The following is a 21,656-nucleotide window of genomic DNA, read 5'->3' on the forward strand; positions in this document are numbered from 1 at the left end:
CTTCCTAATATTTGCGTCTTTGAATACCTGTTTCAGCTAAAATTTTAGCTGACATCTCTTCTATGGAAAACTTGGTGCTGTTCAAAAATGGGATTTTTTCTTTACGATATAGATTTTCAACTTCTCTCAATTCCATTCGACACTGCTTCATTGACGCATAACGGCTATTGGCCCTTCTTTCAGAGCGTATTGAATGCAATCTTTCCGGTGCAATGGTTAATCCAAATAGCTTATCTTTAAAGCGCCTTAGTGCTGGGGGGAGTTTTAAAATATCGCCCATATCTTCTTCAGTGAAAGGGTAATTTGCTGCTTTAATACCAAATTGCAGAGCTAAATATAAACTGGTTGGAGTTTTACCCGAACGAGATACACCACACAAAATAATATCCGCTTCGTTATAGTCTTTAACATTAGAACCGTCATCATTTGCAAGGGCATAATTAACCGCATCAATTCTGTTGTCGTAAGTTTTTTCATGGATGCTGTGGGTACGATGTTTTTCCGGCATCGAAGGGACGCCTAATGCTTTTTCCAGAGGCGCAACAAATTGGTCAAGAAAGTTATAATTAATGCCTACTGACTTAGCGACCATTTTTCTAACTTCGGTATTCACGATGGTATAAAATACTAAAGGACGCAAACCAGTCTCTTTGAATTCCTCTGAAATTTTATTTAAGACTTTTTGGGCTTGTTGTTCAGTTTCTACGAATGGTTCTGTGTAATGTTTAAATTCGACGGTAAAAAGTGACAGCAATGCATGCCCAAACACTTCCGCAGTAATGGCTGTGCCATCAGATATGTAAAAAGCTGATCTCACTACAATTCCTTAACAATGTTGTAATTTTATTACAGAAAAAAATTAAATTTTACTTTCTTCTTTACACCATTCTAAAATCCCTGACGCAAAAAGCCAGAAGGTGAACAAAATAAATTCATAAGCACCATTCTGACAACTTTATTGCATTAAAACTTATTTCGTTTGCGCCTTAGCAATCGGGCCCAGGACAAAAAAACTTTGAGGTGTTAGCAGTGCAAGAATATGTACTTTGGTATGAGCAGTTGGGAATGAATGATGTTAATCGCGTTGGCGGTAAAAACGCATCATTGGGTGAAATGATTTCAAACCTGTCTAATGCAGGTGTTCAAGTTCCGGGGGGCTTTGCTACAACCGCATACGCATTTAACGAATTTTTAGAACAAAGTGGACTCGAAGAGCGTATCCATGACGTGCTGAATAGTTTAGATGTTGACGATGTTGAAGCACTAGCTAAAGCCGGTGAAAATATTCGTAACTGGGTGATTGAAACCCCGTTTTTGCCAAAACTTGAAGAAGAAATTAAAACCGCATTTGAAAAGCTACAGGGTGACGCTGGTGATGAAGCTTCATTTGCTGTGCGTTCTTCAGCCACTGCTGAAGATATGCCAGATGCTTCTTTTGCTGGTCAGCAAGAGACTTTTTTGAATGTAAAAGGTTATGACTCTGTGCTTGTAGCCATTAAGCATGTTTTTGCATCATTGTTTAATGACCGAGCTATTTCTTATCGTGTTCACCAAGGTTATGACCACAAGGGCGTTGCATTGTCTGCTGGGATACAGCGGATGGTTAGAAGTGACGTGAGTTCTTCTGGTGTTATGTTCACCATCGATACTGAATCAGGTTTTGAAGACGTGGTATTTATTACTTCTTCTTATGGTTTGGGTGAAATGGTTGTTCAAGGTGCTGTAAACCCTGATGAGTTTTACGTACACAAGCCTACCCTAGACAAAGGCTTGCCAGCTATTGTCCGTCGCAACATGGGCAGCAAATTAATCAAAATGATCTACTCTCCAGATTTGGCCCATGGTAAACAAGTCGAAATTGTGGATGTCGACAAATCTCAAAGTTTAGAATTTTCTATTACTGACCAAGAAGTAATGGAATTGGCCAAACAAGCGCAAATTATTGAAAAGCACTATAAGCGTCCTATGGACATCGAATGGGCTAAAGATGGTACTGACGGTAAACTGTATATCGTTCAAGCCCGTCCTGAAACAGTGCGTTCGCGAGAAGACATTCAAGTTATTGAAAACTTCCAATTAAAAGGCAAAGCGAAAATTGTCACCGAAGGTCGTGCAATCGGTCATAAAATTGGTGCAGGTGAAGCCAAAGTACTTAGTTCAATTGATGAAATGGGTAAAATTCAGCCAGGCGATGTACTAGTAACAGATATGACGGATCCCGATTGGGAGCCGATTATGAAAAAGGCCTCAGCAATCGTAACGAATCGCGGTGGCAGAACTTGTCATGCGGCTATCATCGCCCGTGAATTAGGTATACCAGCTGTTGTAGGTTGCGGAAATGCAACTGACTCAATCGAAACTGGCGATAAAATTACAGTATCTTGCGCCGAAGGTGATACTGGTTATGTTTATGATGCTGAACTTGAATTTGATGTAGTGACATCTCGAATCGATTCAATGCCTGATATTCCACTCAAAGTTATGATGAATGTGGGTAATCCAGACCGAGCTTTTGATTTCGCTAGATTACCTCACAAAGGGGTTGGCCTAGCTCGTCTAGAGTTCATTATCAACCGCATGATTGGTGTGCATCCAAAAGCCCTTTTGGACTTTGATAACCAGCCAGAAGAGTTGAAAGAAGAAATTTCGGAAATGATGGCCGGTTATGAATCGCCAGTAGAGTTTTATATTCAAAAATTGGTTGAAGGTGTGTCTACCATTGCCGCAGCTTTCTCTCCAGAGAAAGTTATCGTGCGTATGTCAGATTTTAAATCAAATGAGTACTTCAACTTGGTTGGCGGTTATCAGTATGAACCTGATGAAGAAAACCCAATGCTTGGTTTCCGCGGTGCAAGCCGTTACATCTCTGAAGAGTTCCGCGATTGTTTCGCGCTAGAGTGTGAAGCAATTAAGCGCGTTCGTAACACCATGGGACTGACCAATGTGGAAGTGATGATCCCATTTGTTCGCACCGTAGGTGAAGGTAAAAAAGTAATCGAGTTATTAGCTGAACAAGGTTTGGTGCAAGGTGAAAATGGTTTACGCGTGATTATGATGTGTGAATTACCTTCAAATGCATTGCTTGCCGATCAATTCTTAGACATCTTTGATGGATTCTCAATTGGTTCGAATGACTTAACTCAATTAACCCTTGGATTGGATCGTGACTCTGGCGTAATTGCGCATTTGTTCGACGAACGGGATGAAGCGGTGAAAATTCTATTGAGTATGGCAATCAAAGCGGCCAAAAAACGTGGTAAATACGTGGGTATTTGTGGCCAAGGTCCTTCAGACCATGAAGACCTTGCAGCTTGGTTGGTGGAACAAGGAATCGATAGTGTTTCTTTGAATCCTGATACCGTAGTTGAAACTTGGTTATACCTAGGCGAAAAACACGCGTAATAGTTTATCGTCATTAAACTAATTTATAGTTAAAACAACAAAGGCAGGTTCATCCTGCCTTTTTTTGTATTTAAATTGCGCTTAGTTATCTAACGATACTTTCGGTTAAGCAGGTATCTGTCTAATCGTCGAGCAGTGACACTCATAGAGTTTTGACATTTTTGCAAGCATTTCCGAGCCAGTGGTATGTCGTAACTCAAGAGCATTAACCCGCTGATCAAAAATAGAATTGAACCTGGTAAGATCGCGAAAACAATCCCCACAGCGGATAGCACTGCGCCTATCGTAATTCGAATTGCCTTTTTCATATGCTTCTCTTTTATCCGTTGCTACTGACGTTATTGAGTTATGGCATAACCCGCTGCATTTCTGTTGTGCGTAAAAAACCACAGATTAGGATCACAGTGTAGTGTTTAATTCGATTTAAATGTGTTTCGGCTTGTAACAAGTTGTGTTGAATTATTTCCAACTCATAGGTTCTAGCTCATATTGCTCACAGATGACGGCGCATGATGAATATTTTTGGATTTGCCATGGCGTTTTGAAATGCACTTTTTCATCACTTGCCAATAATTGTTTGCTACACAATCGAAACCGTCGTACATGCCTTTTTGTTTGAATAACTGATGGGCCTTTTTCAAATTTTGTGCTGGTATTTTTTGATGGATATGATGTTCCAAGTGATAATTCACATCATTCGGACAAATTAATAAAGCGACAATTGGATTTGCCAATGTGGTACGGGTGTTTAAGCGTGGATCTAATGCGTCTATATCGGTAACTGCGCCGTGTTCGCCGATGATCCTAATTCTGCTCAGAGCAGGATATATGAATAGGTAACCTACCCAAAACGCAGCGTATGTCCATAGTACGTCAAAAAATATCAAACTAGCGATGAAAATCCCATGAACAACGATGTTGGGTAAGCGTTTTTGCCAAGTAGATACTTTAATCTGGTAGATAATTTCTTTGAATCCGTTCACTCCGCTAAAATCTCGGAGAAGCTTACGGGCCATACTGGCGGGCGTTGCAGGATAGTTTGCAACAAATATTTTGTCTGGATCTTTACCTGTGCCTGCATAACGATGGTGTTGTGCATGACCGTTTTTAAAGGCTTGATAATCAACCAGTACTAAACCACCAAGTAGCCAACGGCCGACGTAGTGGTTAAGGCTGGGAGTGCGAAATAAAGTGTTATGTCCAGCGTCGTGATTAAGGATAGCAATACCCAAAATTCGCCCTCCGATAATCCAACTGCAACAAATAAATGTGTACCAATATGGAAAGCTCAGCAAAACTATTATTGCAATGGAAATCAATGCATAGTTTATAAAAACACGATACCATCCCACCAAATCAGAAGTTTGGCATAGGGCTTTCAATTCGTCAGAAGAAATATGATCTGATAGTTTTAGCAAAGTCTTAAATCCAAGTAGAGAGACCTTTTATAGGTATAACAAAAAATAGGGATATTGCAAATTATTTGTTATGAAGTTAAATTATCAAGTTGCTATTGAACGACTCGCTGCAGACAGCGCAGATAAAAAAGTTTTAGAATTATTAAGTGCCATCAAGGGATTTCAAATATCTGAGCTTACAAGCCTATCGGCAAAACAATTGCTGGTGATTGCCGATAAGCTAGAGATAAGTGAAGCATCCTTGCGTATGGCCTTATCTCGACAAACTAAACAAGGTAAGTTAATCCGCGAAAACGGTAAATATTCACTGGCAAAAAGTCGAAAACCTTTTGTACTGCCTCGATTCTGGTTAGATATGCAGCAGCGCAGCGCGAATTGGGATGGTGAATGGCTGTTGGTGAATCAACTGCAACATAAGTTTAGCCCAACGATAATGCGGCGGTTAAACAATAAAGCTGATTTGCTTGGTTTTAAATCCTTTCCATCCTTGGGGTGGTTGAGACCTAATAACCTAGTAGATTTAAGAGAAGAAACACTTTTTCACTTTCATTCGGTTGTTGAGGAGCCTCAATTTTTAACCTGCTGTTTGACCGATATCGATGAAGCATCTATTGGTTTATTCACGCAAAGTTGGCCGTTGGATAAATTAAATCAGTTTTATCATAAAGCTTACGAATTGATTTTCCGTGAAAGTGAATTGTTGGAAACGTTATCAGATAAAGATATTCTCATTCGTAGCTTTGCTATAGGGCGTTTAGTTGTCGAATACTTATCCAAAGATCCTTGGTTACCGGAAGATTTAATTGACTTGCCAGCACGAACTAGGCTGTTCGAGCAAACTGTTGAATACTATCAGAAAATTACGCCATTATGGTTAAACGTAATGATCCAAGAGTGAAACCGCTAGAATTTTTAGTGCCATAGAAATCAAATAGATAGTTGAATGGCTATGATAAATTTAGCATATAAATTATATTCAATGAATGTAGGTAAAGAACTAGGCATAACGCTATAATATGCCCATCTTATTTGGACGTTTAAAACAGTGACAATGTTACCGAGTATTGATCCTCAATCCGCTTTAGAAAATCACTATCAAATGTATTTGGAAGATTTAAAGTCTTCTGGCTTTACTGGTGATATTGAATACAGTTACGCTAGCCGTCTGGCTGTTGCCACTGATAACTCTATTTATCAAAAATTACCTCAAGCTGTTGTGTTCCCTAAAACGACAGCCGATCTGACCCTGATTGGTAAAACTTCAAACCAATACGATGGCGTCAAATTTAGCGCTAGGGGAGGCGGCACTGGTACTAATGGTCAGTCTCTCACAAGTGGCATTATTGTCGATGTTTCTCGGCACATGAATCAGATACTTGAAATCAATGCGCAGCAAAGTTGGGTTAGGGTGCAAGCTGGGGTAGTGAAAGATCAGTTAAATGATGCGCTCCGTCCCCTGGGCTTTTTCTTTGCGCCTGATTTGTCCACTAGTAACCGCGCCACTATTGGCGGGATGATTAGCACTGATGCATCAGGGCAGGGATCTTTAGTATATGGGAAAACCAGTGATCATGTGCTTGGGCTAACATCGGTACTGGTTGATGGTACGGTTTTAGAAACGGCACCAACGGCAATAGAAAATGTCAAAAACGACCCAGCTCAACCGAGCCGTTTAACGAGTATCACATCACAATTAATTGCTACTTGCGTTGATAAACGTCAGCAAATTCTGGCTAAATTTCCGCGAATGAATCGCTTTTTGACTGGATACGATCTTGAACACACTGTATCCGATGATTTAACTCAGTTGGATATCAGCCGTGTTATAACCGGCTCTGAGGGATCCTTAGTCTTTGTGGCTGAGGCAAAACTGAATATTACCCCTATTGCTAAATGCAAAGCCTTGGTTAATATCAAATACGATTCATTTGAATCGGCTTTGCGTCATGCTCCTCATATGGTTGCCGCAAATGCGACTTCGGTGGAAACGGTCGATAGCAAAGTACTCAACTTGGCGAAACAAGATATTGTTTGGCACTCTGTTAAAGATCTTATTCAAGATGTGCCCGGCAAAGAAGTGCTCGGATTAAATATGGTCGAGTACAACAGCGAAGATAAAGCCGAAATAGAAGCTAAAATAGCGCAGCTTAGTGAAACCTTAGACAATGCTCAAAAACATGGATTAGACGGCATAATTGGTTATCAATTAACCTATGATGTGGCCGATATTAATCGCATTTATGCAATGCGTAAAAAGTCTGTCGGTTTGTTGGGGAAAGCGGATGGCTGGAAAAAACCCATTCCATTCACTGAAGATACAGCGGTACCACCGGAAAATTTAGCTGATTTTATTATGGAGTTCAGAGCTCTCTTAGATAGCAAAGGACTTGCTTATGGCATGTTTGGTCATGTTGATGCGGGTGTACTGCATGTGCGGCCAGCCCTTGATATGTGCGATCCTAATCAACAGCAAATCATGCAAGAAATTTCTGATGAAGTAGTCGCTTTAGTCTCTAAATATGGCGGTTTGATGTGGGGCGAGCATGGTAAGGGGTACCGCAGTGAATATGGCCCTGAATTTTTTGGTGAAGAGCTTTTTCTAGAGTTACGTAAAATTAAAAGTGTATTTGATCCCTTGAATAAGATGAATCCGGGGAAAATTTGCACGCCTATCGATTCCACTGAAGAACTGGTTAAAGTCTCCGATTTGAAAAGGGGAGACTTAGACAGCCAAATACCTATTGCGGTTCGCGACTCGTTTGAGGTGGCAATGAGCTGTAATGGCAATGCGCTTTGTTATAACTACGACACCAAATCAACCATGTGTCCTTCCAGTAAAATCACTCGTGATCGCCGTCATACGCCTAAAGGTCGCGCAGGCATGATCAGAGAATGGTTACGCTTGCTTAGTCAAAATAACGTTAACGTGATTGAATTAGAAAAAGGCGAAGAAACGCCATCTTGGTTTGAACGTCTACAAAATACTCGCTACAAATCGAAAAACACCGACTTTTCACACGAAGTATTAGAGGTGATGGAAGGTTGTCTAGCCTGTAAAGCCTGTGCCAGCCAATGTCCGGTGAATGTTGATGTGCCGTCTTTCCGTTCACGATTTTTAGCGATGTATTATCAGCGCTACTTGCGGCCGGCTAAAGATGTGTTAACTGCGAACATTGAATCTATGGCTCCATGGATGGCAAAAGCGCCTGCAATGATTAACTTTTTCCAGCGTCAACCTTTGCTCAAAGAAGCAATCAAACGATATATAGGTTACGTTGATGCGCCATTATTGTCTGAGCCTTCGCTGGATAAGCGACTTGAAAAAAATCAAATCATGCCCTTCGATTTACAGGCTCTATCCGCATTAGATGAGGAACAAAAATTAAAAACAGTGTTGATAGTACAAGACCCTTTCACTAGCTATTATGAAGCTGAAGTGGTGGAAGAGTTGATTCAATTATTGCAAAAACTGCATTTTAATCCTGTTATTTTGCCGTTTAAGCCGAATGGAAAACCTCAGCATGTGAAAGGCTTTTTAGCTAAATTTGCTAAAACAGCGCAAAACACAGCAGACTTTTTAAATCAGGTTTCCGAACTGAATTTACCTATGATCGGTATCGATGGTTCTTTAGTACTATGTTATCGAGATGAATATCGTCGTATTCTAGGCAACCAGCGCGGTAATTTTCAGGTTCAACTAGTGAACGAATGGCTTGCTAGTCAGTCTTTAGAAAGAGAGCTACTAGAAAGAATGCAAGTTCGTAACCCTGATGGTCTTGAATTTAAGCTCATTTCTCACTGTACCGAAAAAACCAGTATTGCCGGTAACGATGAGCAATGGCGCACAATATTCTCTTGGTTCGGTTTAGAGTTAACATCGATTGCCACTGGGTGCTGTGGGATGGCAGGCTCTTTTGGTCATGAGTTAATTCATCAACAAGAATCAAAAGGAATTTATGATTTAAGCTGGAAGCAAGCTGTAGATTCGGTTCCTCAGCAAACGCTTTTGGCAACAGGATATTCATGCCGTACTCAGGTGAACAGATACGAAGGTTTCAAGCCTAAGCATCCAGTACAGGCTCTGTTAGCAGTATTACAGAAATAATAATCGATAAGGATAGTTATGACACAACCTCAGGCCATGAGTCAGGAGCAAATGACTCAGTGGGTGCGTTCGCAGTTTCAGCGAGCCAATAAACATTTAGCAGAAAATGGTGTTATTTTTGATTCGGTGGTGACCGAAGAATGTCGTTACCTAGCACCTTATGTAGCAGTTTGGAAAATCAAAGCACTAGATAAGAAATTTTATTGGGTAATCAGTGGCGATCTACCTTGTGATTTTATGCCATATGAAAGTGAAAAAAACGCGAGAGATGTGCTTCGTCGATTTTCTTTTCAATGGCAATTGAAAGCACAAGATATTGAAGAAAGCGGAAATATTGATAAAACCCAAAAACAGTTTGCAGAGATGTTAGTTACCCGAGCGGAAGGCTTGTATGCTTTGTATAATCAAGAAGATTTGTGGAAAGAAATCAAGGGCGGCAAAGCATAGATTTTCAATCAAAAGCTATGCAAAATAAAACAGCACCTTAGGTGCTGTTTTAATGTGTCAAATCCACTCTGTTGAGTGAAAATTCTGCTGTGGAACATGCCATTTTTTGTCTGGCTATTCCTGCGTCCATATAGACTGGACCGACTGGGTTGAATCCCTGGTTTTGATAATATTCTACACCTTCCAAATCACACTGAACGTATACTTGTTGCAAACCTAGACGATGTGCATTCTCTAGTAGTGCAGCAAACAGTGTGCGGTAGACTTCAGGTCCACGAAATTTTGGAACAACTGCTACGCGGCCAATTTCCCCTCTGGTGGTTAATCTGCCTGTCGCGATTTCTTGTTTTTCATTGTCTAGCACAAGTACATGGGTTGCATGCACATCTTGCTGATCAAATTCGCATTCTCGAGGAATGCGCCACTCGTAAACAAATACCTTTTCTCTTAACCTACTAAGCGTATGTTTTGCTTTTTCCCAGTCAACGTTTTGTACCGTCAACGTCACTAAAGCGCTCCTTAAAGTATCTTAAATATCAGGGAACCACCCCCCTGCATTAACGAGTTTAGCCAAGATTTGGTTAAAAATTAATCCGTCAGCGTAATTAATTTTCGTTTGTTTATCTAAAACGCTGGAATTGAGCATTTTAAAAAGCATACTTTCATGTTCAGATTCAACGTTAATTCTGTGTTGATTTATCCATGTAACCATTTGATATTTATTGTTTAATCTTACTTTCTGCTGGATTACTTTGGTGTCCAGTTTGCGCTCAAAGCTTACTCCTGAGTCGAGTAAATTAACAATTTCATTAAGTGAATAATTTTCTGTTAAATCAGCCTCATACATATCTACATCTTTGGTTTCGGTGAAGTAGGTAGCGATAAAATCATCAAAATGTACAGAATTGATCATTTGGTTAAACATATTTTTTAGTTTTTCAATTTCTGACGGCTTAATTTCAAAACGCGAATCTCTTAAGGTTAAGTCTGGATCGCTATAGCGAAGGTTAAATAAATTCTTGGCTTGGGCATAATCGACAAAACCGTCAAGCAATTCTCTTTGTGTCGGCGCACGAAAGCCTACTGAATAATTTAAACAGGATGTTATTGCTACGCCATTATGTGGAAAGCCGGGAGGGATATAAATTAGGTCACCTGGTTCAAGCACTTCATCAATAATGGGGTCAAAGCCGGTTATTTGTTTTAAGTTTTTAGCGGGTTGTATGGAGTCATGGTGCTTATTTGCGCCAACTTGCCATCTTCTAGAGCCGCGTCCTTGTATAATAAATACGTCATATTGATCAACATGAGGGCCAACACCTCCATTGGCTTCTGAATAACTGACCATTAGATCATCGACCCGCCAATTAGGAATGAAGTCAAAACTATCTAACAACATTTTTGCGTCAGGTATATAGTGGTCGACAGACTGCACTAACAAAGACCAATCACCTATGCAATAAGGGGTAAAGTCTGAAAATGGGCCAGGGGAGTTGGACCATTTTCCCTGTTTTTTAGAAATGATACGAGAATCTACTTCCTCTTCTTGAGCAAGGCCTGCCAGTTCATGTTCGTCTAGAGGATCAACAAAGTCAGAAAAAGCCTTACGAATGACAAGCGGTTTTTTCTGCCAATATTCGGTCAGAAAATGTTGTTTATTGGGAATGTTTAATTTGTACATTAACGTTAACTTTTCCTTTGCTGTGCGTATTGAGACTCACTTATAAAATAAGCGGTAAGTGTACCAAGTCCTTTTAGGTATAGCTTGTCTACACTCTCAAATTTAATTTGCTCTCGAGAATGTAAATAGGTGTTTTGACAAACTAGTACTTTGCTTGCTTGGCCATGACTTTCTAAGCGAGAGGCTAAATTAACCGTTTCTCCCCACACATCAAAAAGCATATTATCTAATCCAACACATCCCGCTGTAAGTGGTCCGCTGGCTATGCCGATTCTAATCTGTAAATTTAATTTTAAGTGATTACACAGATTATTAAAGCTTTCCAACATAGTCCTTGCTGCTAGACATGTCTGCAATGCTGGGTTTAATCGCTTTTCGTAAATTCCGCATACCGCCATATATTGATCGCCATTGGTTTTAATTTTTTGGAGTTGATTTTGTCTACTGATTAAATCAAATTCGCAATAAAATGAATTCAGTAACTGCATGATTTCTTGCTCATTTGTACTGCTACAATGTTGGGTGTACCCCTGAATATCGGCAAATAACACTGAACAAAAATGCTGCTCTATTTGCATGGATGGAGCCGGAGTCGTGAAGTTTGTTAGTAGGTTTTTAATCAACGGCTTAGGTAAGGTTTTCTGTAACAAATGTGATATGCGGGCTTTATCTCGACTCATTCTCAGATGAGCAGTACGGGAATTTTGATAAATCAATAAGCTAGAGGTTATGGCTGCGGCAGAGATTAATAGACAAGTGCCCATTGTCAGCCAAAACTTTTCTAATTCGTTTGCCTGAAAAGTCTGACGAGGAAATTGCCAGAACGCTTCAATACCGCAAAAACAAACGACATAAATCACCAAGTTGGGAATATATTGGCGTTTTTCCCAATCGCGGTATAAAAATGGACTAACAAACAAACCGATTATAAACAGAAAGTGGAATTGTAGATTAATATTCCAAATTACACTTGATATACCAATGTAGGATACAAAACCAAACATCAAAAGTGCTCTGGCAGAGACAAAGTGATGACGCCAGTTGAAACGTAAGATCTGGATGAATATAGCGATGTGTAACACACATAGGATTAGAACTGGAAAGCCGCCATATTGCCAAAATCGAGCAATAAAAGGCAATTGCAAGACTAAAAATATCAACACCATTAATGAAATCGTGTTTACTATTTTTATGTGGCTGAGGTTATCTAAATCCTTTTCATTGATCCCCAGAAATGCAATTTTCCGATAAAGTAATTTTAGCATTGGCAATCCTTGCCATGGTTAGAAATATATCTCTAAATCTAGCAATAAACACAGATTTTTCCCATGCTGTCCAAGTCTAGTTTTCAACTGATTTTAAGTTTATTAGTCCAGTTCGAACGCGAAAGGCAACAATGTACTGATATCTACTGTTTTGACATTATCGCTGGTGTCATACATCAAAATTTCAGTATCTTGATCAGCAAATTCTTTAATTTTTTGTCTGCAACCGCCACAGGGAGGACAGATTTTTTCATTTGGACTAGCGACTAATATCTTAACGATTTTTTTACCACCATCTAAAATCATCGCTGCGATTGCACCGGCCTCGGCACATTGCCCTAAAGGGTAGGCTGCATTTTCAATATTGCATCCAGCATAGACTTTACCGTTGTCCGCTAAAATGGCTGACCCGACTTTAAAATTTGAGTAAGGAGAATAGGAATTTTGCTGTGCTTGTTTGGCAGCTTGGATTAGTTTTTTAGTATTATTTTCCAACAATTTTATCTTTCATTTTGAAAATGGCCAAACAGTTTGCGACAAAATGCCTGTGCTTGACAAGTATTTATCTAAATTGGCTTATCTTAATGAATTTTGTAAACCGCTAAATTTACCTTGAATTATCGTATTTGTGCTGGGCTAAGCTTTACTTTCGTGTCTAAATAAGCGAGTCTTATCTTGCTCTTTTGAGTGTTATTTTCTTAACCTTTAAATCCGAATTGATTTAATTTCCGTTAGTTTATTGTCCAACTTTCAAGTGCCATAGTCATCAATATGAATAAACACCTTTTGCTGTCATTATTTCTAGTAACCTCAGGCCTTGCTGGCTGCAGTATTAACTCGGGCTCTGCACTGCATTCAAAAGTCGAAAGTATTTTAATTCCAGAACCGCAACCACTGAATTTTAGGTCGCAGCTGGCCATCGCTAGATACAACCAAATACTGACGCAAACATCATTAAGCAATGAAGAAAGAGCTGAACTGCTCTTTTTACGTGGAACACATTACGACAGTGTAGGTTTAGCGGGGTTGGCTCAATACGATTTTGGTCGGGCTAAGCAATTAAAGCCTGATATGGCAGAAGCATACAACTCTCTTGGTATTCATTTCACCCAACAGATGGAGTTTAATGAAGCTTATGAATCCTTTGATTCTGCTTTGGATATCAATCCAGAGTTAGATTTTGCGTTATTAAATAGGGGCATTGCACTTTATTATGGGCAGCGAAATGAACTGGCTATGCAGGATCTCATTCGTTTCTATAATAAAGATAAAGAAAATCCGTTCTCTGCTTTGTGGCTCTTTTTGGCCCACAAAGAAATAAATTATGAGGCTGCGCTGACGGAATTAAAAAAGCATCGTGAAAATCTTTCTGATGACAACTGGGGAACAATTATTGTTGATTTTTACTTAGGTAAGGTTAGCCGTAATACCCTGTTGAATGGATTTGTTTTAGGGCCTAAAACGACGGTAGAACTTAATCAACGCATGTGTGAAGTTTATTTTTACATGGGTAAATTTTATGAAAGCCTAGGTGAACGTGGTTTGGCGTTAAATTATTTCAAAATGGTTTTAAGCACTAACATTTATGATTACGTTGAACACCGATATGCACGAATCGAAATAGATATGTTGCGTAAACAGGCGTCTGAAGATTTAAAAAGTTAAGATCTATGTGTAATTAAATGATTTTACGTTTGCTGCTATTCGTCTTTTTTTTCCCCTTATTGCGGGCTGATAGTGCATTATCTCCGAGCTTCTTATTTGATATCGGCATACGTAAACCCGAGCATTACAATTTACTGTATTTGGCGGCACAACAAAATCATCAGGCCGCATTACGACAGCTTTCAAGCACCGCGATACAGCATAATCACATGTATTGGGTAAGCAAAAGTGCCGAAATTGGCTCCGTGGATTCTCTTTTCTTCTTGGCTAACAACACGTCTGAGGTGGCTACAAAAAAACACTATTTATCGCAAGCAGCTCAACTTGGGCACTCTGAGAGTCAATTTCAATTGGCATTATTAACAGCTAGCAGCTCTGCCAAAGAACGTCTGCTCGAAAATGCGGCTTACTCTGGTCATAAAAAAGCGATAGTGTCTTTGTATTATTTATTAAATAAAAAAGGCACTGCTGATCAAGATAACCTTTGGTTTGCTCAAGCGGCAGAAATAGACATTGATTTAACCTCAGCTTATGCTGATTTCCTTTGGTTACAACAGAGTCCTGAGGTCAGTATTGAGTGGCTGAATAAACAAGCCGATAACCCAGTGAACGAGGTTAAATACCAAACTGCTACCTTAGCATCTGATATTGAGCACACTCGTTGGCGCAAACCTGTAACGACGTTTTTAGATAATAGGACAGAGCAACCCCGATGCGCCATCGATATTCAATTCATAGCTGGATCCTTATTGGCTATAGAACAAATCGCTGAGTTGTCGCACCGCTTCCAAGGCGATCCACGTTTTGCTTCTTTTCCTATCTGTTTCAATCCACCTGTATGGTTATCCCCAGAAGCGTTAGCTTGCAGTAATGCTGCAGATAAAAGGCTAACATGTTCACTGCAGGCAGTCTCTGAACTGGCCAGCCTAACTGATTTTACTCACGCTATTGTCGTTGCTGACTCAGGTATTGCAAATGTGCACAATGGTGTCATGTTTCTTGATAAACAAGACGACTATAGGGTGTTTTTACATGAACTTGCGCACTTTGCGGGATTTGTTGATGAATATGAAGTTGATGCACAGATGGCGAACAAACTTTGCACCTCGACTCAAGCTCCCAATTTGGTTTATGCAGAAAATAAACCGGCACTTTCAAACACTGAGTTTGCTCGTTACCAAACTGATTACGAAGACTTAATATTAACCAAAACATCAACTTGCGAACAAGTCAATTCCAATGCCTATAAACCGGTTCAACAAACGACCTTTATGGAGCACCATGATATTGGCGTGATCCCCAAAGTGTACTTAAACATCTGGAAAGACTCGCTAAATGATAAATTAAGTTTAACCCCTATATACGTCAATTTTGCGCAGTGGTTTGAGTCTAACGGAAATCACAAGCAAGCTGGATACTGGTGGCATAAATATAATAAATACCGCTCGTAAGTCGCTATGGCTCTAAAAAACACGGCAGCTGAGTGAGATTAGTTGAAATGCTTAACTATAATGAAAAAGATTACAATAAGTGAGATGTTTAAACTATGCCAATTGACATAAAGCAACTGAGTCAAGCCTACCAATATTTGCCGGATGCGACTGGCTTGGTTGATGACACTGGAAATATATTGTTTATCAATCAGGCGTTTGCAGAGCTCATAGACGCAGATACAATGGTTACAACTCAAGATTCATTAGCGCAAGTTTTTCTATTGCGCAAATCACAGTCTAACGATTGGCAAAGTCTACTAAACACGGCCATAGATCAGTCTTGCACCGTTGAAGTTGTCATTGCCAATAAATCAAACCATCTTGTGTCATGTCGTTTGCATCTTCAATCTATTGTTGATGAAGGTCGCTTCGTTTGTTTTCTCGCCAGATTAAGCAATAAATCGATTAATGCCTCACTAGATGAAAATCTCACTACTTTGGCCTATCGAGATAGCTTAACAGGGCTGGCTAATCGATATTTATTTAGCCAGTTATTTGATCATGAAATTAGTCAGTCGCAACGCTTAAACAAACGTTTTGCGGTGTTGTTCCTTGATTTGGATAAATTCAAAAAAGTGAATGACAGCATGGGGCACGATGCGGGTGACGAAGTACTGTGTGCGGTTGCCGAAAGGTTGCAAAAATCATTACGCAAAAGCGACTTGATTGCCCGTATGGGGGGCGATGAATTTGCAATTATTATGAGTAATATAAAAGACTCAGAGACAGTCTCTAAGGTAAGCGACAAACTGATTCGAGAAATTAAGAAGCCGGTAAAAAGCGGTGCGAATGTAATGGAAGTAGGTTGCAGTATAGGCATAAGCATTTATCCCGATAACGCACTAACCGCAGAGTCTCTGCTCCAGCATGCTGATGCGGCCATGTACCGAGCCAAACACGATGGTGGCAATCGCTACCAATTCTTCAGTGACGCGTTAAATCAAGAGTTAAATGATATTCGTGTTGTTGAGCAAGAATTACAACAAGGACTTATTGATGATCAATTTGTACCTTATTTCCAACCTGTCATCGATCTGCGCAGTAATAGGGTGGTGGGAGTTGAGTGCTTAGCACGTTGGAAGCATCCTAAACGGGGTGTTTTGGCTGCTGTGGAGTTTATAGATGTTGCCGAAAAGAAGGGCTTGATAAAAGATGTTTTTAATCAAGTTTTAACCCAAGCCTTCGAACAAATTGATGATTGGACACTGTCCTTGAATGAACGCATTCCGCTGTCAATCAATATTTCAAATAAGCAATTTTATCAACATAACACCTTCGATTTAATTGACCAGTTAATTGCAAAATATAAGGTGCCATCTGATGCCATTCGTATTGAAGTAACCGAAAGTACCTTGCAGGAAAGTGAAACTGATTTGTTGGAGCATTTGAAGCGGATTAAAACATCAGGCTTCAGTATTACCTTAGATGATTTTGGGACGGGATATTCTTCGTTACGTTATCTGCAACAACTTCCCGTAGATACTCTCAAGATTGATCGATCTTTTGTACGCAATTTAGATAATAATCCACACGATAAAATTATTGTTAAAGCGATTATACAACTCGCTGAAACCCTTGGGATATCAGTGGTTGCCGAGGGCGTTGAAACGGCCTTACAATCTGAATTTTTAGAGCAAAATAAGTGTTTTATTATGCAGGGATACTTTTTTAGTGAGCCCCTTAGCAGCAATGATTTTGAAGCCTTTATCAAGTCAAAACCATCACTTACTAAATAACCTGTTCACAGACTTTAAGCAAAGACCAAGAATGTGAACAGGGATATTCGTTTATCGCTGATTAACGATATTCGGGAACTTTGTCACGTAACTCATTAACCCACATCGAAGTGGCACCACAAATTGCAACTGGCATAACCAAAAAGTTAATAATGGGGATCATCGAAAACACGCTGACCAACACACCAAATGAAAAACAATGTGAGCGACTTTGGTTTAAGGTGGCACGCATGGTTTTAAAGTCAATTTTGTGATTATCAAAAGGATAGTCACAATATTGGATAGCCATCATCCAAGCAGAAAATAAAAACCACAATACTTGTCCGGCTACAGGCAACAGGAAAAACAATATTAGAAAACCAATGGCGCGGGGAATATAGTAACCAAGTTTAGCCATTTCTCGACCCAAGGTGCGAGGAATATCTTTGAATACATCGAGTATTCCACTATCGCCGAGCCCTTTTCCGGTGAGATGCAATTCTACTTTTTCAGCCAGCAATCCGTTGAACGGTGCCGCTATCCAATTGGCTAAGGTTCCAAACAAAAGAGCGAATATCAACAACACTGTTATGACCGCAAGTGGCCACAAAATATAGGCTAAACCTTGTTTTAACCAGCTTAACCATTCCCAATCAGGAATGATATTAACGATATAAAGAATAGAAGACTCAATTTGCCCGACCAAAAAATATAGGGCCACTGAAAAAAGAATCAAATTTACTGCTAATGGAATAAAAACAAAACGTTTTAATCCTTTGGTTTTAATTAACGAAAAGCCCTGAAGAAAATATCCGGCACCACTGTTACTTTGCATTCTTTACTAATTCCTGCAGATTAAACTCAAAAATAGGGGTTAAGTATAACTTTGTGTTGAATCAATACAAATCCTCAATTGTTACACTTGATGACATTTGATACATTCACTACAAACTATAATAAAGATCACCAATCCCTAATGCGCTTAAAAAAAATCCGGTTGGCTGGGTTCAAGTCTTTCGTTGATCCTACCAATATTCCGTTTCCTGATGATATGACAGCAATTGTTGGTCCCAACGGTTGTGGCAAGTCTAATGTCATCGACGCGGTTCGATGGGTTTTAGGGGAAAGTTCCGCTAAAAATTTGCGTGGTGACGCAATGACGGACGTTATTTTTAACGGTTCAAGTGCGCGTAAACCAGTATCTCAATGCAGTGTTGAATTGGTTTTCGACAACTCTTCTGGTCGAATTCAAGGGGAGTTTGCAAACTACACAGAGCTATCAGTTAAACGAATTGTTACTCGTGAAGCACAATCAACTTATTATTTAAACGCAAGCAAATGTCGACGCCGAGATGTGACAGACTTATTTCTTGGTACGGGATTAGGACCCAGAAGCTACGCGATTATTGAACAAGGTACAATTTCCCGATTAATTGAGTCCAAACCCCAAGAACTGCGGGTTTTCATAGAAGAAGCCGCTGGTATTTCTAAATATAAAGAGCGTCGACGGGAAACTGAAAATCGGATTCGCCATACCAAGGAAAACTTAGAACGATTAGAGGATGTGCGCGCGGAATTAGGACAACAAATTGATAAGCTGCAACGTCAAGCGAGCGCCGCGCGAAAATACAAAGATTTAAAAGCCAAAGAACGCACCTTAAAAGGTGAACTAGCAACTTTACGCTGGTTGAAACACAGTGAACATATTGCAGGGCTTGAAAGCGAAATTGAGCAACAGCAAAATGAAGTTGAAGCCTTTGTTGCCAAGCAGCGAGGTGACGAACGTGGTATCACTGTCTATCGGGAACAGCAGCATAATCTAAAACAACAGTTAACCGATTTACAAAAAGAAAACTTCCGGCTAGGTACCGACATTACTAAGTTGGAACAAAATCGTCTGCACGCGAAGCAGCGTGCACTGCAAATTGAAAATGAACTTCAAGAAATTAATCAATCAATTGAAGAGTCAGAATTAATCGCGGCTGAAGAAGCGGCAAAACTCGAAAGCCTTGAAATGCAGGTCGCTGAATCAGAGCCAGAGTCTGAGGCACTACAAGCACAATTAGAAAATGCACAAGATACCTTGTTACAACATCAAGAAAAGTTACGTTGGTTAGACAATGATTTTCGTGACCATGAAAAGACTTATCAAAACACCAAACAGCAAGCGCAAAGTTGTCATAGTCAAATACAATCTACGATGAATATGCAGATGCGCACACAACAGCGCATTGGCGAGTTACAACAAGAACAAAATGAATTGCAACAGGATGTCTTAGCCGAACAAATTACAAGTTTGCAAACCCAGGTTGAACAAGCAAAAGAAGACTTTGAAGACGCTAAACAACAGTTACATAGCATCAAAGAAACACTGCTTAATGCGCGAGAGAAAGAAAAAAGTCAACAGCATCAATTATTCGAATTGAAAGGACAAGTGCAGCAATTTGACGCGCAAATATCTGCGCTAAATAGTTTGCAAAGCCTATCTGATGAGGACAATTCGTTAGAGCTGCAATTGCAATCTAGCGCCGAACAATTCCAACCTTTATGGCAAGTGTTGCAAGTTGAAGCAGGATGGGAAAAAGCAGTAGAAGCGGTGACCCGCGAGTGGCAACAAGCATTTTGGTTGAGTCACTCCGGTAATATTCAGGATTATTTAGAATCTCAAAACGGTAAGCTCATCTTCGCTGATCAATTGGAACAGTTAAAACCTGAAGGCACTTTGGCGTCCAAAATTTCTAATCCAGATATCCCAGATTGGTTCTGCCAAGTACTAACAGTCGAGACGGCTGAACAGGCATTAGCATTACAACAAACGCTAAAACCAGGGCAAAGTATTGTTAGCAAACAAGGCCAGCGTTTTGGCAAAGGATGGTTGGACTTAGGAGACCCGCAAAACCAAGGGGGAATGATCGAAAGGGCAGCGAAAATAACCGAGTTAACGGCGACGCGTCAGCAACTTATTGATGATAAATTGCTTCAGCTGGAAGATTCGGTTTCTCAAATGGCGCAAGCTAGCGAACACCTTGAATTAAAAATAGAAGAATCTCAGGCTAATTTTAAACAGGCTGAGCAAACCTTGATTCAAAAGCAAAATCAATTAAATTTGATAGAAATGCAGCAACAACAAACTGCATTAAGACAGACAAAGCTTAGTGAAGAACTAGGTCGGCAACTGCAGCTATTAGAAGACGAAAAAATGCAGTCGGAGCAATTAGCGGAGCAAGTCCAAGAATTAGAAGTTGAGCTTGAAGACATGTCGGCTAAACAACTCGACTTCGAACAACAAAAATCTCGATTATTGGAACACGAACAACAAGCTCGACATCAGGTTGAAGCCCTTACCAGCCAATCCCATCAACTTGCGTTGTCATTACAGCAGCTAAAAAGCCAATTTCAAGGCGTCAGTGAGGCGAATCGTCGCACTAAACAGTTATTGGAAAACCTGCAAAATCGTCACAGCATGCTATCTGCAGAGCTTACCGAGCTGTCTAAACCTTTCGATGAGCAACAGCAAACTTTGGCTGCGTTGTTAGAACAACGGGTGGAAGTTGAGATTCAACAAACTGAAATTAGTGATCAATTGGCGGAAGTCGAAAATCTGTTATCTGATGCTGAAAAAGGCCAGCAGGGAATTGTTGAAAAAATTCAACAAATGCGCAGCCAGTTGGAGAGTAAAAAACTGGAATGTGAAGGTTATCGGGTACGCGCCAATAGTACCCTTGAAAATTTAGATGAACTCAATCAAAGCTTAAAGAGTATTTTGGAAACGTTACCCGAAGAAGCAGAAGAGACTCAGTGGCAACAACAACTGGAAACGACACTCGCAGCGGTATCGCGTCTTGGTGCGGTGAATTTAGCGGCGGTTGAAGAATATGAAATTCAGTTTGAGAGGAAAAAACATCTAGATGATCAAAATAACGATTTGGTGGCCGCGTTAGAGACACTGGAAAGTGCTATACGTAAAATAGATCGAGAAACACGAACACGTTTTAAAGAGACTTTTGATAAAGTGAATGATGGGCTGAAAGAACTGTTTCCTAAAGTGTTTGGTGGAGGTTCAGCTTATTTGGAACTTACTGGTGAAGATTTACTCGAAACAGGGGTGACAATCATGGCGAGACCACCAGGTAAGAAAAATAGTACAATTCACCTTCTTTCTGGTGGAGAAAAAGCGTTAACCGCTTTATCATTGGTGTTTGCAATTTTTAGATTAAATCCGGCACCGTTTTGTCTTCTTGACGAAGTCGATGCTCCGTTGGACGATGCCAACGTGGGACGTTTTTGTAAGTTGGTGTCTGAAATGTCGAAAAGTGTGCAATTTATATATATCACCCACAATAAAATTGCGATGGAAATGGCTAAACATTTAACCGGTGTCACTATGGCGGAACCAGGGGTTTCTCGTATGGTAGCAGTGGATGTTGAAGAAGCCGTGGCGATTGCTCAAGCATAAAAATAGGGT

General features: G+C 40.1%; 16 protein-coding genes. 8 read left to right on the top strand and 8 right to left on the bottom strand.

Annotated features, from left to right (window positions below; all coding sequences use genetic code 11):
- Positions 1–4 precede the first annotated feature (4 nt).
- Complete coding sequence (gene ppsR / locus KO530_RS11370) at positions 5–817, bottom strand: posphoenolpyruvate synthetase regulatory kinase/phosphorylase PpsR (protein WP_216048513.1); 813 nt, start codon at positions 815–817, stop codon at positions 5–7.
- A gap of 212 nt (positions 818–1,029) precedes the next feature.
- On the opposite strand from ppsR, the gene ppsA reads away from it, so the two are divergent.
- Positions 1,030–3,402: a phosphoenolpyruvate synthase gene (gene ppsA, locus KO530_RS11375; RefSeq protein WP_216048514.1), complete on the top strand. Its 2,373-nt coding sequence runs from the start codon at positions 1,030–1,032 to the stop codon at positions 3,400–3,402.
- Between the two features lie 89 nt (positions 3,403–3,491).
- On the opposite strand, the gene KO530_RS11380 is transcribed toward ppsA, so the two are convergent.
- Together KO530_RS11380 and KO530_RS11385 are read right to left on the bottom strand one after the other, a co-directional pair.
- Positions 3,492–3,710 (bottom strand): tellurium resistance protein TerC, encoded by a 219-nt coding sequence (locus tag KO530_RS11380; protein WP_216048515.1) that lies wholly within the window; start codon positions 3,708–3,710, stop codon positions 3,492–3,494.
- A gap of 171 nt (positions 3,711–3,881) precedes the next feature.
- Positions 3,882–4,820: a fatty acid desaturase family protein gene (locus tag KO530_RS11385; protein ID WP_216048516.1), complete on the bottom strand. Its 939-nt coding sequence runs from the start codon at positions 4,818–4,820 to the stop codon at positions 3,882–3,884.
- A 70-nt stretch (positions 4,821–4,890) separates the two neighbouring features.
- Between KO530_RS11385 and KO530_RS11390 the strand changes: the two genes are divergently transcribed.
- From KO530_RS11390 to KO530_RS11400, 3 genes are all read left to right on the top strand, one after another.
- Positions 4,891–5,718, top strand: a complete 828-nt coding sequence (locus KO530_RS11390) for a hypothetical protein (protein ID WP_216048517.1) — start codon at positions 4,891–4,893, stop codon at positions 5,716–5,718.
- A gap of 153 nt (positions 5,719–5,871) precedes the next feature.
- Positions 5,872–8,925 carry a D-2-hydroxyglutarate dehydrogenase YdiJ gene (ydiJ, locus tag KO530_RS11395; RefSeq protein ID WP_216048602.1) on the top strand — a complete coding sequence of 1,018 codons (3,054 nt, stop codon included), beginning with the start codon at positions 5,872–5,874 and terminating at the stop codon, positions 8,923–8,925.
- 18 nt (positions 8,926–8,943) lie between these two features.
- Positions 8,944–9,372 (top strand): DUF4826 family protein, encoded by a 429-nt coding sequence (locus tag KO530_RS11400; protein ID WP_216048518.1) that lies wholly within the window; start codon positions 8,944–8,946, stop codon positions 9,370–9,372.
- A gap of 49 nt (positions 9,373–9,421) precedes the next feature.
- Here KO530_RS11400 and KO530_RS11405 read toward each other — a convergent pair whose 3' ends face one another.
- The 4 genes from KO530_RS11405 to cdd all read right to left on the bottom strand — a co-directional run bounded on the left by KO530_RS11405 (position 9,422) and on the right by cdd (position 12,813).
- Positions 9,422–9,880: a GNAT family N-acetyltransferase gene (locus KO530_RS11405; protein WP_216048519.1), complete on the bottom strand. Its 459-nt coding sequence runs from the start codon at positions 9,878–9,880 to the stop codon at positions 9,422–9,424.
- Positions 9,881–9,901: 21 nt separating this feature from the next.
- Positions 9,902–11,053 carry a cupin domain-containing protein gene (locus KO530_RS11410; RefSeq protein WP_216048520.1) on the bottom strand — a complete coding sequence of 384 codons (1,152 nt, stop codon included), beginning with the start codon at positions 11,051–11,053 and terminating at the stop codon, positions 9,902–9,904.
- A 5-nt stretch (positions 11,054–11,058) separates the two neighbouring features.
- Positions 11,059–12,318 (bottom strand): adenylate/guanylate cyclase domain-containing protein, encoded by a 1,260-nt coding sequence (locus KO530_RS11415; RefSeq protein ID WP_216048521.1) that lies wholly within the window; start codon positions 12,316–12,318, stop codon positions 11,059–11,061.
- A gap of 102 nt (positions 12,319–12,420) precedes the next feature.
- Positions 12,421–12,813, bottom strand: coding sequence for a cytidine deaminase (gene cdd / locus KO530_RS11420; protein ID WP_216048522.1), 393 nt, complete (start codon positions 12,811–12,813; stop codon positions 12,421–12,423).
- A 276-nt stretch (positions 12,814–13,089) separates the two neighbouring features.
- Here cdd and nlpI point away from each other — a divergent pair, with 276 nt between their 5' ends.
- The 3 genes from nlpI (at position 13,090) to KO530_RS11435 (ending at position 17,212) form a co-directional block, all read left to right on the top strand.
- Positions 13,090–13,983: a lipoprotein NlpI gene (gene nlpI / locus KO530_RS11425; protein WP_216048523.1), complete on the top strand. Its 894-nt coding sequence runs from the start codon at positions 13,090–13,092 to the stop codon at positions 13,981–13,983.
- A gap of 17 nt (positions 13,984–14,000) precedes the next feature.
- Positions 14,001–15,434 (top strand): hypothetical protein, encoded by a 1,434-nt coding sequence (locus KO530_RS11430; protein WP_216048524.1) that lies wholly within the window; start codon positions 14,001–14,003, stop codon positions 15,432–15,434.
- Positions 15,435–15,529: 95 nt separating this feature from the next.
- Positions 15,530–17,212, top strand: a complete 1,683-nt coding sequence (locus tag KO530_RS11435; RefSeq protein WP_216048525.1) for a sensor domain-containing protein — start codon at positions 15,530–15,532, stop codon at positions 17,210–17,212.
- 61 nt (positions 17,213–17,273) lie between these two features.
- Here KO530_RS11435 and cysZ read toward each other — a convergent pair whose 3' ends face one another.
- On the bottom strand, positions 17,274–18,026 hold the full coding sequence (gene cysZ / locus KO530_RS11440; protein ID WP_216048526.1) for a sulfate transporter CysZ: 753 nt from the start codon (positions 18,024–18,026) through the stop codon (positions 17,274–17,276).
- A 141-nt stretch (positions 18,027–18,167) separates the two neighbouring features.
- On the opposite strand from cysZ, the gene smc reads away from it, so the two are divergent.
- Positions 18,168–21,647, top strand: coding sequence for a chromosome segregation protein SMC (gene smc / locus KO530_RS11445; protein ID WP_216048527.1), 3,480 nt, complete (start codon positions 18,168–18,170; stop codon positions 21,645–21,647).
- Positions 21,648–21,656: the final 9 nt, after the last annotated feature.

The organism is Aliiglaciecola lipolytica (genome assembly GCF_018860635.1).
GTDB lineage: Bacteria > Pseudomonadota > Gammaproteobacteria > Enterobacterales > Alteromonadaceae > Aliiglaciecola > Aliiglaciecola lipolytica_A.

What these genes read in the sequence shown, in the direction of transcription:
- KO530_RS11380 (WP_216048515.1), bottom strand. Translation starts at nt 3,710, where the DNA reads ATGAAAAAGGCAATTCGAATTACGATAGGCGCAGTGCTATCCGCTGTG.
- KO530_RS11390 (WP_216048517.1), top strand. Translation starts at nt 4,891, where the DNA reads ATGAAGTTAAATTATCAAGTTGCTATTGAACGACTCGCTGCAGACAGC.
- ydiJ (WP_216048602.1), top strand. Translation starts at nt 5,872, where the DNA reads ATGTTACCGAGTATTGATCCTCAATCCGCTTTAGAAAATCACTATCAA.
- KO530_RS11400 (WP_216048518.1), top strand. Translation starts at nt 8,944, where the DNA reads ATGACACAACCTCAGGCCATGAGTCAGGAGCAAATGACTCAGTGGGTG.
- KO530_RS11410 (WP_216048520.1), bottom strand. Translation starts at nt 11,053, where the DNA reads ATGTACAAATTAAACATTCCCAATAAACAACATTTTCTGACCGAATAT.
- KO530_RS11415 (WP_216048521.1), bottom strand. Translation starts at nt 12,318, where the DNA reads ATGCTAAAATTACTTTATCGGAAAATTGCATTTCTGGGGATCAATGAA.
- nlpI (WP_216048523.1), top strand. Translation starts at nt 13,090, where the DNA reads ATGAATAAACACCTTTTGCTGTCATTATTTCTAGTAACCTCAGGCCTT.
- KO530_RS11430 (WP_216048524.1), top strand. Translation starts at nt 14,001, where the DNA reads ATGATTTTACGTTTGCTGCTATTCGTCTTTTTTTTCCCCTTATTGCGG.
- KO530_RS11435 (WP_216048525.1), top strand. Translation starts at nt 15,530, where the DNA reads ATGCCAATTGACATAAAGCAACTGAGTCAAGCCTACCAATATTTGCCG.
- cysZ (WP_216048526.1), bottom strand. Translation starts at nt 18,026, where the DNA reads ATGCAAAGTAACAGTGGTGCCGGATATTTTCTTCAGGGCTTTTCGTTA.
- smc (WP_216048527.1), top strand. Translation starts at nt 18,168, where the DNA reads ATGCGCTTAAAAAAAATCCGGTTGGCTGGGTTCAAGTCTTTCGTTGAT.